Origin of the sequence: Chryseobacterium sp. YIM B08800 (genome assembly GCF_026163565.1) — a bacterium.
GTDB lineage: Bacteria > Bacteroidota > Bacteroidia > Flavobacteriales > Weeksellaceae > Chryseobacterium.
The window spans coordinates 1-13,010 of record NZ_JAPDKN010000027.1; the positions used below are offsets into that span (position 1 = coordinate 1).

Here is a 13,010-nt window from a genome sequence, read left to right on the forward strand (position 1 = left end):
CCCCGCCGAAACGAAATATTTTAAATTATTATACGTTTATAAAGATATTTTCAAGATTTGTTTTTTTGTGCCTTTTCTTCCAATGAAATAAACAGAATCACCAGAAATAGCGCCATTTGAAACCATAAACGGAACTTCATTTTCTTCATTATCTAAAATTTCCTGATAATCAAAATCTCCATTTTGATTAACACGGATAATATTAAGATTGGCTTTTTTGGGACTGGTTTGCCCAAACTGTATTCTGTCGTTGCTCAGTTTTTTTACTTTTTCACCTGTATTGATAAAGAAATAAGCATCGTTGCCAACAGCAGCTGAAGTGTAAGAAATAAAAGATTCGTCTCCAGCAGTTACCTGTCTTTTATTAATATTTCTTGCCCAAACAATTTCACCATTCGAATTAAGTCTTGCCGTAACAATATCATCATAATGATAATTGGTACGCGAATATCCGCCGCCTTGTGGTGATGAATAATAATATGATCTTATATAAAACTCTTCTGCATTAAAAATAATATCTCCGTTTTGAGTTGTAATTATTTTTCTAAAAGAGAGGTTTTTCAACTCTTTATCTTTGTCTTTTCCGTATTTATCAATCATAAATTGCTCAGTAAACGGATTGTATTTGGCTTTTTTCATTTCTAAAGTGACAGGATTTAGCTCGAAATAAGAAATTCCTTTGAATCTATAATCTCGTAAATCTGAATAAAAACCAAGGCATATTAAACGGTCTTCAAAAACAATTGGATTAAGAGATGCCACAAAATGTTCTTTAGAATCAAAAATCTGAGTTTTTTCGTTATCGCCTGTAATTCGAGTTAATTCATATTGGTATTTTCCGCCTTCTTTTTTCTTCTTTTTTTCATCGCTGTATACTTTCCCGAGAACATAAATTGTTTTTCCGTCTTTAGAAACATCAATATTTTCGTAAACAAATTTTCTATCTTTTATCTCTCTTTTAAAAGTATGATCAATGTTTTTCTGAAGCGATTGATCAAACACAAACATTCGATGTGTTTCTGCATTTTTGTCTTTTATATCTACTGTTACCGCAAATGCAGTACGATTTTCGTTAACAATCATGCTTGCTCCAGAATCACCATCAAAAACACCTGTATTAAAAAAAACAAATTGTTTTATTTCATCACTATTTACCCTGAATAATTCAGCTTTTTTAAAATTAAAATCATTGATATTTGCTGACATTGCAGAGCAGATGTAGGCTTTTTGATCTTTTTCATAAATAAAATCGATGATATTTACCTTGTCACCATCCATAATTACTCCTAAAACAGAACTCTGTCTTACCGCTTTAGAATAATTTATTTCATATTCGAATTCTTTAATGAGTTTAAGATTTGAATCGTAATGTTCAAAATAATAACCCGATCCTGAAGAAAAAACACCACCAACGTAAGAACGAATGACTACCACTCCACCTTTCCCATCGTCTTCCACAAGAACGATTGATGAACGTTTATATTCATCTTTAAAAATATCGCTTTTTTTAATTTCAAATGGAATTTTCTGTGCAAAAGAAATAATACTTAGCAAAGTAAGCGCCAAGCAAAGAAGAGTTTTTTTCATGGTTTTATTAGTCTTTTATTAATGGGCAAATATATTTTTTAAACATAAATTCCACAAACATTTTTATAAATAAACGCAAATCTCATCATCATGAAATGAATTTAGAATATTGAGATTTTGTTAAATAAAATTACATGAAAAAGAATCGGCGCGGTGAAACAAAGGAAACCCCCCCAAAAAAAAAAATATTTAAAAAAAAAATATTTAAAAAAAAAATATTTAAAAAAAAAATATTTAAAAAAAAAATATTTAAAAAAAAAATATTTAAAAAAAAAAAAAAATAACCGGCCCGGAAACAAAACCAAACCCCGCCGAAACACAATATTATTTAAAACTAAATTATTTCTTTTCAGTTTCTGCAACTTCTTTTTTATCAGCCATAGCTTTGTCTCCAAATCTAGTGGCTGTAAACTCTCTTGAGATCGCTGCTTTTTCAAATTTCAGTTTTCCGGAAAGCGTTTCAATAACTACTCCGTCTTCCTGAATCTGAGCAATTCTTCCGTGAAGACCAGAAGTAAGTACTACTCTGCTTCCCACTTTCAGCTCTTCCTGAAATTTTTTCTCCTGCTTCTGCTTTTTCATTTGAGGTCTGATCATCAGAAAATAAAATCCAATAACCATTACTCCCATCATCATCAACATGGTTGTTGAATTTCCCTGAGCAGGTGCTTGTAAAAATAATGTTAACATATTCATTTAATTATGGTTGAATATTAGCATTGAATGTCAATTTTATCGGCGCCTTTTCTACGTTAGCAAAAACATCAGCATATTTTTGTACGCTTCCGTCGAAGTTTGTAGAATCAAAGCTCAAAGTAATTTTACCTTTTTTACCCGGCATAATAGGATCTTTTGTAAATTCAGGAGCAGTACATCCGCATCCAGGCTTTACTTCAGAGATAATTAATGGGTTTGTACCTGTATTGGTTACTTCGTAAACGTGGTTTACTTTTGCCCCTTTTTTAATAGTTCCAAAATCGAAATTGCTTTCAGACAACGCAATTGTTGTGGTAGGTTGGTTAGATTTTACAGGAGCTGCAGTTTCAGTTCCGGCAACTGTAGGAGTTACAGGAGAAACTGTAGAATCAGTTGAAGGTGCTGCAGGTGCATTGGTAGAATCTACACCGATTACTTCTGCATTTTGCACTTCTTTATTTTCTTCTTTTTTGCAAGAAACCAATCCGAATCCGATTACAGACAAAGCAATAATTGATAATGTCTTTTTCATATTAAATTAATTTTAATTTATATTCTATTTAAATCTTTACAATATTTATCTAAAATACCGTTGATGAATATATTTGAACGATCCGTAGCAAATACTTTTGCAATCTCGATATATTCATTAATAATAACTCTTGAAGGGGTAAAAGGAAAATTGTCAAGTTCTGAAATAGCCGTCGTTAAAATAACTTTATCCATCAATGCTACTCTCTCCAAATCCCAGTTTTCAAGACGCTCAGAAAGTTTTTTCTCATTGGTTTCCCAGTTATTCAATGTATCTCTAAGAAGCTTGCTTGCGAAAGTTTTATCTTCTTCATCTTTAATCATTTTAATTAAAGTACGGCTTTCTTCATCTTCTTTCAAAAATCCGATTGTCTTTTGAACCATCGAATTTGCAATGTGAATATCGTCTGACCAAGTTAATTCTCTATCACTGATATAATCATGGAAATCATCATTCTCAGCAACATATCTTAAAAATAATTTACCGATAAATTTCTGATCATCTTCAAAAGAATAACCATCTTCCTTCATAAAATCCTGATAACGTTTTCCGGCAGTCATACGCTGAAAAGTTTTCACCAACATATCATCATGCAAGTCCCACTTCAAGTCTTTATGCTGACCAGAGAAAAATAATCTCTCAGGATTTTCCTCAAGCTTTTTTAAAACCTGATTGTTGATAAATTTTTGATTGGGATTGACATCTGAATCAGTCTTAAAATATTTGTTCTTACCAATTTCCATTTGATGTTCTGCAAGATCTTTCAGACCTACCAAAAAATTCAACTGAAAAATATAGAGATTATAGATTTTCTCTATTCCCGAAAACATGTTTTTTTCTAACACATCAAATTTGATCGGATTTTGGTAGTACGAATACACGGATTCTACTACTTTTTCACGGATTTGTCTTCTTCCTAACATTCAAAGAGCTTTTTATGGGTGCAAAGATATGAAATTTAAAATTTATGAAATTCTCAGTCTGCTTCAATTTTTGTAATTTTGTGAAACTTTATGAAAGCACTGAAAACTCTGAACCCTTACTTTTGGAAGCACAAAATATTATTGTTTTGGGGGTTACTCTTCATCATCGCCAGTAATTTTTTTAATATCTATAAAGTACAGTTTGTCGGAAAATCAGTCGATGAACTGACGAAGCATGGAAATTTGGGCTTTAATAAGCAGGTTTTAATCTATGTTGCCATCATTGTTGGCTGTTCACTTCTTACAGGATTTTTCACTTTTATGATGCGACAGACCATCATTGTTGCCTCAAGAAGGATTGAATATGAGCTGAAAAATAAAATCTACAGACATTATCAGGATTTATCGCTTACAGATTATAAGCAGACAACCATCGGAGACTTAATGAACCGATTAAGTGAAGATATTGTTGCGGTAAGAATGTATTTGGGACCAGGTGTAATGTATGTGGTGAATCTCGTTGTTTTATTATTGATTACCAGTTTTTATATGATTAAAACAGATGTTTCAATGACGGTTTGGACGTTGTTGCCGCTTCCTGTTTTGTCTTACATCATATTTAAAGTAAGTTCGATTATCAATAAAAAATCAAAAGTGATGCAGAAAAGCCAGTCTGCAATTTCCACTTTTGTACAGGACAGTTTTTCAGGAATACGAGTGGTAAAATACTTTGCAAAAGAAAAATATATTCAAAAAAATTACGGTATTAAAGTAAGTGATTACCAAGACAAAGCTTTAGATTTAGCAAAAACAGAAGCGTATTTCTTTACGATTATTTTATTTGTAATCGGATTATTGAATGTTGCGGTCATTCTGATTGGCGGACAAAAATATATCGCAGGTGAACTTACTGTAGGTAAAATTGCAGATTTCTTTATGTACATCAATATTTTGATCTGGCCGTTTTCTATGGTAGGTTGGGTAACTTCAATCAATCAGAGAGCAGAAGCTTCTATGCAGAGAATTAATGAATTTTTGGAAAAGCAATCTGAGATTTATAATAAAAACTTTGAAAATTATCCTATTAAAGGAGATATTGAATTTAAAAATGTGTCTTATGTTTATCCGAACACAGGAATTAAAGCATTAGATAATTTGAGTTTTAAAATTGAAGCCGGAAAATCTTTAGCCATTATGGGGAAAACCGGTAGCGGAAAATCGACCATTGCTTTACTTCTATGCAGATTAATCGATCCTACTGAAGGTGAAATTCTAATAGACGGTAAAAATTTAAAAGACCACAATCTTGAAAATTACAGAAACTTCATAGGATATATTCCTCAGGAAAGTTATCTTTTTTCAGATACTATTGAGCATAATATCGGATTCTCTATCGACAATCCTACTCACGAAAAAGTGGTAGAATATTCTAAAATCGCAGACGTTCACAAAAATATTGTTGAGTTTAAAGAGCAGTACAAAACCATGGTAGGAGAACGTGGAGTGATGCTTTCGGGAGGTCAGAAACAAAGAATATGCATCGCAAGAGCGCTCATAAAAGACCCGAATATCATTATTTTTGATGATTCTCTCTCTGCATTAGACACAGAAACCGAGCAGAATATCCTTGAAAATATTGACACCAAAATCAATAATGCAACTTCCATAATCATCACACATAGAGAGTCTAGCGCACAAAGAGCCGACAAAATTCTTAATCTTAGCGAAATTACCAATTCTGCAACCGCATAGTCAAAACATTTGGAATTGTTAAATAAATCATAAAAAAAATTTTGTGATTAAAAGAAATATTTTATATTTGTTCTTAACAAGATTAAAAAAAAATATCTAATAATGAGTGAATACAAGGAACGCCATGAAAATGAAATTTTCACTAAGGTGTTAAAAGCGGGGAGAAGAACTTATTTCTTTGATGTGCGCGAGACTAAAGCAGGAGATTATTATCTTACGATTACCGAAAGCAAAAAGAATTTCGGAGAGAATGGAGAAGCTACATTCGAGAAGCATAAAATTTATCTTTACAAAGAAGATTTTAAAAGTTTTCAGGAGATGTTTAATGAGTCCACAGATTTCATCATTAACGAAAAAGGTGAAGATGTAATTTCAGAAAAGCATGATAAAGATTTTAAAAGCAGAACTTACACTATAGATTCTGACGACGAAGTTTAAATCAAAACATATCTAAAAAAACACAAGCATCTGAAAAAGGATGCTTTTTTTATGGCTGATTATTTCCATTTTATTTTTGGAAATCCATTTACTCTTTTCTTAAACAAAAAAAACACATTTTCAAAAAGAAAATGTGTTTACTGTGGGGTGAATGAGGGGTCTCGAACCCCCGACCTTCGGAACCACAATCCGACGCTCTAACCAACTGAGCTACAATCACCGTTTTTGGTGGTGCAAATATAAGAAAGAATTTTTAATTACCAAACAATTCCATCAAAATTTTTCATTGCAATTAACTTCTCAGACGTAAATCCCTCAGCATAAGCCACTCCCGAAAGTCTCCCCAAATCCTGAGCACGGTACGTTAAGCTTTCATAAAAGTCTTTTGACGTAATCGGAGTTTCAGGTTCCTTAGAAGTTGGATCATAAAATTGAGTTTTAAATGCCATACAAGCTTCCAGCTTTTTTTCAAGATGTTCAGAGATATCAATAACAAATTCCGGTTGAATATGTTTCCACTGAATATAATGGAAAATTTGTTTGGGTCTCCATACTTCCTGAACTTCACCATTCAAAACAGTTTCAATTTTTCGCAGCCCAGCTAAAAAGCACGCATCCGACACTAATTTTGCAGCTTTTGCATGATCTGGATGTCTATCATCAATTGCATTGGCTAAAACGATTTCTGGCCTATATTTGCGAACCATTTTTACAACCTCCATCTGATATTCTTCAGAATTAACAAGGAAACCATCTTTTAATCCTAAATTTTCTCTTGCAGCAACTCCTAAAATTTTGGCTGCTTCAGTTGCTTCCTCCTTTCTTGTCTGATCTGTTCCTCTTGTCCCAAGTTCGCCTTTCGTTAAATCAACAATAACACATGTTTTTCCTTCTGAAATTAATTTAGCAATTGTTCCTCCACATCCTAATTCTACATCGTCTGGATGAGCACCAAAAGCAAGTATATCTGTTTTCATATTTTAATAATAATTTAAATAATGAAATTGCTTCACTTTTTTGATTTTAAAGTCGCAGTTCATCAATTCAAAGATAAGGTTTAAACAAAAACTTCCCAAACATTACGAATGGGAAGTTTTTATATGAATAATTTAAATTTTAAATTACTTATTGATTTCTGCATTTAGTTTTACAGCATCCTGATAAGAAGGATCTAACTGTAAAGATTTTGCAACATAATCTTTTGCTTTTGCAAGATCTTTATCTTTTTCAAGATATGCCACTGCAAAGTATGCGTAAGCAAGAGTTTGTTTGTTAGCCTCCACATCTGCAGGTTTTACAGTTGAAATAAATTTCTCGTAAGAAATTTTTGCAGCATCATTATTTCCTGCTTGCTGATAAGCATAACCTTGGCTATAATATGCAGGTGCCCAATCTGGAAGCAATCCGATCATTTTTTGCCATGTTAAAACAGCTCCATTCCAGTTTTTAGCATCCTGATAAGCATTTGCTAATTTGTATAATGCATCAGAATCTTGTGCGTTTGCAGCAACTAATTTTTTGAAAGACTCAATTTCCGGAGTGGTTGGTCCTGCATCTACAGAAGCCTGGGAAGCCCCTCCTCCGTTGATTTTAGCCAATTCCATATCCCACTTCAATGTTTCATCTTTAGCAGCTTTAGCCAAACCAATTTTTTGTTGAGCTTCTGCCTGTAAAGCTGATTTTTTAGCTGCATCAGTTTCAGTTTTAGCTAATCCTGCAGCAATTAATCCCATCAAACCCTGGTCAGCAGGCTGAACTCTTGATTTTTCAGCTTTAGACACGAAAGCATCCATATTTTGTTTTGCTTCCGCATATTGACCATCACCGTAATTTACGTATGATCTTAGTTTAAATTTAATAGGATCATCAATCTTATCAAAAATTTTATCTAAAATAGCTTTTGAGTTGGCATAATCTTCATTAGTAAAATACAATTTTGCAATTTCTAATTGAGTATAAGGATCTTCATCTGCATACTTTGTATAATTAATCAAATCCTGAGTTGCCTTCTCATTCTGCTGATATTTAATATCATAAGCTGCTAAAGCTTTGTAAGCCGGTGCATAAGTAGCATCTGTTGAAATTGCTTTATCAATACTTGTTTTAGCTTGTTGCCACTGTTGAGCCGCCATCCATAAAGTTCCTATTCTTGTATAAACTGAAGCTTTATTTTTTGCTAATGGCAATGCATTATCATACGCAGTCATTGCGTCTCCCGGAGCTCTTTTTAGTCTGTATGCATCTCCTAAAGTATAGTAATAATAAGCAGGAACTTCTTTTCTAGAAGCTCTTTCAATAGCTTTATTCAAAAATTGAACTGCTAAATCGGGAGAGTTATTTTTTTCGAATAAAGTCAATGCTTCAGCCGCTCTGAATAATACTGCTGCGTCTTTTTCTCTCGAATCTGAAACTATTTTCTGGATTTCTGCAATAGCAGATTTATCACCTTTACCAAGTTTAACTGTAGCTAAACCAATTTGATTTAAATAGCTTTTTTTATCTGCAGCCAAACCTTTATTAAAGTTTTCTGTAGCCTGAGCAAAATCTGGTTCGCCCTGTCTTAAAAAAGTATTTCCTAAATAGAAATAATTTTCTGCTGTAGGTTCTTTTGCAATCATAGACGTGAAATTGGTTTTCGCAGCAGCAAACTTATCGCTATCCATGCTGTTAATACCATCCTGCAATGTCTGTGCAAAGGCAAAATTGGTAAAAAATACCACTGATGCTCCTAAAGCAATCTTCTTTACATTCATAATCATTATATCTTTCATTATTATTTTTAAATCTGTATTCTAAAAAACCGAATTAGAAATACACAATTTTCAGACCAATATAATAAATCGGTTTGAAACATGGTATTTTTTAATATTTTTTAACGCATCTGTACCTCTCTCGGATAAATGTTATAAGGCTGTAAACCTTCCTTTTGAACGATTTTTTGGCCTAAATGGGTACAAGAATATCTTATAAAACCATTTGCAATATTAAAACCGCCTTCATTGGTAAGAAAATACAAAACTCTTGTAAAGGGATATTTCATTTCTCGAAGACCGCTAAAGTCTGGAGAGTAAGATTGACCTTTACTTACAACAGGAAGAATTTTGATCATTCCTCTTAATTTTTCAGCTTCTTTATCGTAAGGTCTACTGATTGTATTTAAACCGATTACCCCAATTTTATTAGGATATTTGTTTAATTCTTCGATAACATTTACACTTCCAGGAATAATTGAGAATTTCAAATCTTTAGGAAGCTTATTCAGTTTTTGAGCGACAAAGTTTAGGTTACTTGAATTTGTTCCGTCAAATACAAAATTCTTCTCATCAGACTGCAATCCAGAAGTAATTTCTTCCATTGTAATACTTGACTTCTCAGAATCTTTTGGAACAAAAAACACGACAGCATCAGCTGCAAAGTTTGCTGGTTCTATCTTCATGTCTACTTTATCTTCATAGGCTTTAACTTCTTCAGGAGATAATACTTTAGACATTACCGCAATTCTTGCTTTATTATTTAGTAAATCAAGAAATCCCAAGTCTTCTTTCTGTGTAACTACTTTTATTTTAGTATCAGGATAGCTAATCATATATCCTTCTGCCAAAGCTTCAGTAACACTTTTAAAAGATTCGTCTGTTAAAATTGTCATTTCGCCTTTGTTATACGAAACCGTATTTTCTACTTTTTTTGAACAGTTCGTCATCAAAACCATGAAAAAAAGCATTGAAAGAAAAGCATTAATCTTCATCTTCGTCAGTATTTCTGAATTTTGCTATTGCTCTCCAAATCCTGAAGATTCCGTAAAGTATTAATACTGCTCCCAGAGAGTATGCATATATTGGCTCGAGGAATTTGTAAACCATCATTACGATTCCTAAGACAACGTAACAAATTCCTGCGACCAAGGATAACCAATTGAACATCATACAACAAAAATATTAAAAAAAATAAAAAGAGAAGCATAAGCTTCTCTTTTTTAATTATTATTTAAAATAAATTAATAACTTATTCTGGCGGTTGCATTGCTAATGGAAGTCTGTATCTGTAACGTACAGTTTGACCATTAATTTTTGCAGGAGCCCATTTGTTTTTAATAGATTTTACGGTTCTTACTGCTTCAGAATTAAAATCTGAGTTTTTACCCGTTACTTTAACGTCAGTAATACTTCCGTCTCTTTCAACTACAAATGTCACTTCTCCTTTCACCACTCCATCTGCACCTTCAATTGCCGATGAATCAAAGTTTTCAGAAACTTTCTTTCTGAAGGCATTAATCCCTCCTGGGAATTCTGCAGTCTGCTCAACCTCACTATACACCTGAGTATCACTCACTTGAGGCTTAACTTCAGCTGTAGAGGTTTTATTACCTGTAGATGGTGGCGGTGGTGGTGGCGTATAAGCAGGAGCTTTTACCCCTTCCTGATTAACCAAACCAGTAGTTGTTTCTAATTGCTTAGAAATTGGAGGTGGCGGAGTCTCAACTTTGGGAGCTTTCACCGGTTCCGGAACTACGTTTTGGATGATCTCAATTTTTTCCTCTTCCACTGGCGGTGGCGGTGGCGGTGGTTCTTCTTCTTTTGGCTGCTCGATGATAGGATCTTCTTCGATAATTTCAACCAAATCAGATTTCACCTCTACAGCTTCCTTTTCATTCATACTCTTAATAGTCATATAAATAAAAGGAGATAAAGCAGTCACCAAGAATAATCCTGTACCGATGATAAAAGACTTTGTCAGTAATCTAGGATACTGATGTCTTAAATCGTAAGCACCATATTCTTTATTTCTATTTTCAAATACAATCTCGTCTAAAGTAAGATTTTGACTGTAAATATTTTCATCTGCCATTGTATTGCAAATTTAAATGTTATATACTTTGTAGTAACAAATTAGTTACCAACTTTCTTATCGTAAACAGCTTTTTCATAAGGCTTCAGATCGGTAACCCCATATCTTTCGCTTTTTGTAATCGCCATTTCGTCAAGAATATCTACAAAGTTTTTATATACTGCATCATCAGTAGGCTTAATAATCACTGTAAACAGATCTTTCTTTTTAGCCCTTGCTTTTGCTTGCTTAATAATCTCTCTAATTCCTTCTCTATCTAAGCTAGTTTCAATCATAGTCTGATCATTAAGACCTGCTTGATCCTGTTGATGCCAAAAAACTCTGTTGTCTTTTCCTAATAATAAAGTAATTGAATTTGATAAGTCAATTTCAGTCGGAGGTTGTTGCTGATTTTTATCTTTCGGTTTTGCCGGAAGACCCAAATCCATCACATTTGGTTTACTAAAGGTTGATGTAAACATAAAGAACATCAATAGTAAGAAATTAAGGTCAACCATCGGAGTCATATCGACTCTGGGGTTGTTTTTCTTGGATCGTACTTTGCCACCTTTGGCACTCTTATCCTGTACTTGTACTTCTGCCATTTCTTCTTCTTAATTATTCGTTAGGTTTACCTTCTTGAGACGTAATCAACCAAAATTTAAGAAAATCAATATCTCTTAAACCCTCAAATAAACTTTTTACTTTAGGATATTCTGTAGTAACGTCTCCTTTGATTGCTAATTTGTAATCAGGATTAACGCTTAAACTTTGCTCTACCCAGTCTGTTAACTGCTTATTTGTACTATCCATAGGAATCCCGGTAGGACTCTTATAATTTTTCTGCTCATCTTCAGGCAAATCCAAATAGCTTCTCAATTGGTTCATAGGAACACCAATCGCTTGTACTTTTTGGAATGAAGCTTTTTGTTTATCATCAAAAGTAACATTGTACTTTTTGCCCATTTTTTCTAAAAGCTTTAATCTCTCTGTTGCATTTTCTACAGGTTGGAAATAAAATTTCCCGTCCGGTGTAGCATTAATAGTCATTAAACTTGCATCAGGAAGTAACTTCTCTGAGATTGAAGATGGCGGTTTGATCTGCTCCACATCAGGCTTTTTGAACTGAGTGGTCATAATAAAGAACGTAAGTAGTAGGAACGTAACGTCGCACATTGCGGTCATATCCGTAACTACACCATGTCTTTTTGGTTTTATTCTCGCCATTATTTATTATCTAATTATTAAAACTTCTTTTTTTGTGTAAAAACACAGGTTCACTATTTCTTAGTGAAATTCTGCAAAAGACTGCTGAATGCTCATAGCGATCTCATCGATCTTATAAGTCAATCCGTCAATTTTAGAAGTAAAGAAGTTGTAAAGGATAATCGCTACTGCAGAAGTACCAATACCTAATGCCGTGTTGATCAATGCTTCAGAGATACCGATTGATAATGCAGCTGCATCCGGAGTACCACCTCCAGCTCCTAAAGCGAAGAATGCTCTAATCATCCCGATTACTGTTCCCAATAGTGCTACTAATGTTGCAACAGTACCTAAAGTAGAAAGAATCATCATGTTTTTCTCTAACATTGGCATCTCAAGAGTTGTAGCCTCTTCGATTGCTTTGTTTAGAGCAACCATTTTCTGCTCTTTGTTAAGAGTAGTATCGTGAGCTAAAGCTTTGTAAGTAGTAAGACCCTCTTTCACAACATTCCCTACAGAACCTTGTTGTCTGTCGCACTCTTCTAAAGCTTCGTCAACTTTATTGCTATTTAATAAACTTCTTACTTTTACTACGAAGTTATCTACGTTACCTGCACCTGAAGCTTTGTTTAAAACAAAATATCTTTCAAATGAGAAAACAATTACAGTAATCATGAATGTTACCAATAATGGTACAATAATACCTCCCATGTAGATCATACCTAAAAATCCTTCAGGATGCATCTCTTTACCTTCAACATCAGAAAACGCTACTGATGCACCTGCCAATCTTGGATCAGCTTTAAAGTTACCCGGGCTACCCAATACGAATAACCAAATACAAATTCCTATAACTAATAGAATAGGAATAATTACAGCTGGATTAAGACCTCCTGCTTTTCTAGCAACTACTTGCTCATCATTTTTTGAAACATTCATTTCCATATTTAACTAAATTATATTGTTTTAAAATTTTAAAGTTGTAAAATAAAGGCAAAATTAATTAAAATCCAATAGTATCAAATAACATTTTGCCTTTTTTTCATAATGAT

At 33.2% G+C, this 13,010-nt stretch carries 15 protein-coding genes and 1 tRNA gene; 3 read left to right on the forward strand and 13 right to left on the reverse strand.

Annotated features, from left to right (window positions below):
- Positions 1-36 precede the first annotated feature (36 nt).
- Positions 37-1,587: a hypothetical protein gene (locus tag OEW74_RS11245; protein ID WP_265428584.1), complete on the reverse strand. Its 1,551-nt coding sequence runs from the start codon at positions 1,585-1,587 to the stop codon at positions 37-39.
- 134 nt (positions 1,588-1,721) lie between these two features.
- Between OEW74_RS11245 and OEW74_RS11250 the strand changes: the two genes are divergently transcribed.
- Complete coding sequence (locus OEW74_RS11250; RefSeq protein WP_265428585.1) at positions 1,722-1,871, forward strand: hypothetical protein; 150 nt, start codon at positions 1,722-1,724, stop codon at positions 1,869-1,871.
- 55 nt (positions 1,872-1,926) lie between these two features.
- On the opposite strand, the gene yajC is transcribed toward OEW74_RS11250, so the two are convergent.
- The 3 genes from yajC to nusB are packed head-to-tail and all read right to left on the reverse strand — an operon-like array spanning position 1,927 to position 3,738.
- On the reverse strand, positions 1,927-2,283 hold the full coding sequence (yajC, locus tag OEW74_RS11255; RefSeq protein WP_265428586.1) for a preprotein translocase subunit YajC: 357 nt from the start codon (positions 2,281-2,283) through the stop codon (positions 1,927-1,929).
- Positions 2,284-2,287: 4 nt separating this feature from the next.
- A complete protein-coding gene (locus OEW74_RS11260; protein ID WP_265428587.1) occupies positions 2,288-2,815 on the reverse strand; it encodes a DUF1573 domain-containing protein in 528 nt (175 codons plus the stop codon).
- Positions 2,816-2,832: 17 nt separating this feature from the next.
- Positions 2,833-3,738, reverse strand: a complete 906-nt coding sequence (nusB, locus tag OEW74_RS11265) for a transcription antitermination factor NusB (protein ID WP_265428588.1) — start codon at positions 3,736-3,738, stop codon at positions 2,833-2,835.
- Positions 3,739-3,828: 90 nt separating this feature from the next.
- Here nusB and OEW74_RS11270 point away from each other — a divergent pair, with 90 nt between their 5' ends.
- Together OEW74_RS11270 and OEW74_RS11275 are read left to right on the forward strand one after the other, a co-directional pair.
- Positions 3,829-5,490 carry an ABC transporter ATP-binding protein gene (locus OEW74_RS11270; RefSeq protein ID WP_265428589.1) on the forward strand — a complete coding sequence of 554 codons (1,662 nt, stop codon included), beginning with the start codon at positions 3,829-3,831 and terminating at the stop codon, positions 5,488-5,490.
- A 102-nt stretch (positions 5,491-5,592) separates the two neighbouring features.
- Complete coding sequence (locus tag OEW74_RS11275; protein WP_029295477.1) at positions 5,593-5,928, forward strand: DUF3276 family protein; 336 nt, start codon at positions 5,593-5,595, stop codon at positions 5,926-5,928.
- 143 nt (positions 5,929-6,071) lie between these two features.
- On the opposite strand, the gene OEW74_RS11280 is transcribed toward OEW74_RS11275, so the two are convergent.
- From OEW74_RS11280 to OEW74_RS11320, 9 genes are all read right to left on the reverse strand, one after another.
- Positions 6,072-6,148 (reverse strand) — tRNA-His (locus tag OEW74_RS11280).
- A gap of 37 nt (positions 6,149-6,185) precedes the next feature.
- Positions 6,186-6,905, reverse strand: a complete 720-nt coding sequence (bshB1, locus tag OEW74_RS11285; RefSeq protein ID WP_265428590.1) for a bacillithiol biosynthesis deacetylase BshB1 — start codon at positions 6,903-6,905, stop codon at positions 6,186-6,188.
- Positions 6,906-7,049: 144 nt separating this feature from the next.
- Positions 7,050-8,699, reverse strand: a complete 1,650-nt coding sequence (locus tag OEW74_RS11290; protein ID WP_265428591.1) for a tetratricopeptide repeat protein — start codon at positions 8,697-8,699, stop codon at positions 7,050-7,052.
- Between the two features lie 101 nt (positions 8,700-8,800).
- A complete protein-coding gene (locus tag OEW74_RS11295) occupies positions 8,801-9,673 on the reverse strand; it encodes a PstS family phosphate ABC transporter substrate-binding protein (protein WP_265428592.1) in 873 nt (290 codons plus the stop codon).
- Positions 9,663-9,851: a DUF308 domain-containing protein gene (locus OEW74_RS11300; RefSeq protein WP_265428593.1), complete on the reverse strand. Its 189-nt coding sequence runs from the start codon at positions 9,849-9,851 to the stop codon at positions 9,663-9,665. The genes OEW74_RS11295 and OEW74_RS11300 overlap by 11 nt, the downstream gene beginning before the upstream one ends.
- 79 nt (positions 9,852-9,930) lie before the next feature.
- Complete coding sequence (locus OEW74_RS11305; RefSeq protein ID WP_265428594.1) at positions 9,931-10,773, reverse strand: energy transducer TonB; 843 nt, start codon at positions 10,771-10,773, stop codon at positions 9,931-9,933.
- 41 nt (positions 10,774-10,814) lie between these two features.
- Positions 10,815-11,357, reverse strand: a complete 543-nt coding sequence (locus OEW74_RS11310; protein ID WP_265428595.1) for an ExbD/TolR family protein — start codon at positions 11,355-11,357, stop codon at positions 10,815-10,817.
- A gap of 13 nt (positions 11,358-11,370) precedes the next feature.
- On the reverse strand, positions 11,371-11,979 hold the full coding sequence (locus OEW74_RS11315) for an ExbD/TolR family protein (protein WP_265428596.1): 609 nt from the start codon (positions 11,977-11,979) through the stop codon (positions 11,371-11,373).
- 60 nt (positions 11,980-12,039) lie between these two features.
- A complete protein-coding gene (locus tag OEW74_RS11320; RefSeq protein WP_074232066.1) occupies positions 12,040-12,903 on the reverse strand; it encodes a MotA/TolQ/ExbB proton channel family protein in 864 nt (287 codons plus the stop codon).
- Positions 12,904-13,010 lie beyond the last annotated feature (107 nt).

Coding starts and splice junctions, on each gene's coding strand:
- yajC (WP_265428586.1), bottom strand. CDS start 2,283: ATGAATATGTTAACATTATTTTTACAAGCACCTGCTCAGGGAAATTCA.
- OEW74_RS11320 (WP_074232066.1), bottom strand. CDS start 12,903: ATGGAAATGAATGTTTCAAAAAATGATGAGCAAGTAGTTGCTAGAAAA.
- OEW74_RS11270 (WP_265428589.1), top strand. CDS start 3,829: ATGAAAGCACTGAAAACTCTGAACCCTTACTTTTGGAAGCACAAAATA.
- OEW74_RS11315 (WP_265428596.1), bottom strand. CDS start 11,979: ATGGCGAGAATAAAACCAAAAAGACATGGTGTAGTTACGGATATGACC.
- OEW74_RS11250 (WP_265428585.1), top strand. CDS start 1,722: ATGAAAAAGAATCGGCGCGGTGAAACAAAGGAAACCCCCCCAAAAAAA.
- OEW74_RS11305 (WP_265428594.1), bottom strand. CDS start 10,773: ATGGCAGATGAAAATATTTACAGTCAAAATCTTACTTTAGACGAGATT.
- OEW74_RS11290 (WP_265428591.1), bottom strand. CDS start 8,699: ATGAAAGATATAATGATTATGAATGTAAAGAAGATTGCTTTAGGAGCA.
- OEW74_RS11245 (WP_265428584.1), bottom strand. CDS start 1,587: ATGAAAAAAACTCTTCTTTGCTTGGCGCTTACTTTGCTAAGTATTATT.
- OEW74_RS11300 (WP_265428593.1), bottom strand. CDS start 9,851: ATGATGTTCAATTGGTTATCCTTGGTCGCAGGAATTTGTTACGTTGTC.
- OEW74_RS11275 (WP_029295477.1), top strand. CDS start 5,593: ATGAGTGAATACAAGGAACGCCATGAAAATGAAATTTTCACTAAGGTG.
- OEW74_RS11260 (WP_265428587.1), bottom strand. CDS start 2,815: ATGAAAAAGACATTATCAATTATTGCTTTGTCTGTAATCGGATTCGGA.
- nusB (WP_265428588.1), bottom strand. CDS start 3,738: ATGTTAGGAAGAAGACAAATCCGTGAAAAAGTAGTAGAATCCGTGTAT.
- bshB1 (WP_265428590.1), bottom strand. CDS start 6,905: ATGAAAACAGATATACTTGCTTTTGGTGCTCATCCAGACGATGTAGAA.
- OEW74_RS11295 (WP_265428592.1), bottom strand. CDS start 9,673: ATGAAGATTAATGCTTTTCTTTCAATGCTTTTTTTCATGGTTTTGATG.
- OEW74_RS11310 (WP_265428595.1), bottom strand. CDS start 11,357: ATGGCAGAAGTACAAGTACAGGATAAGAGTGCCAAAGGTGGCAAAGTA.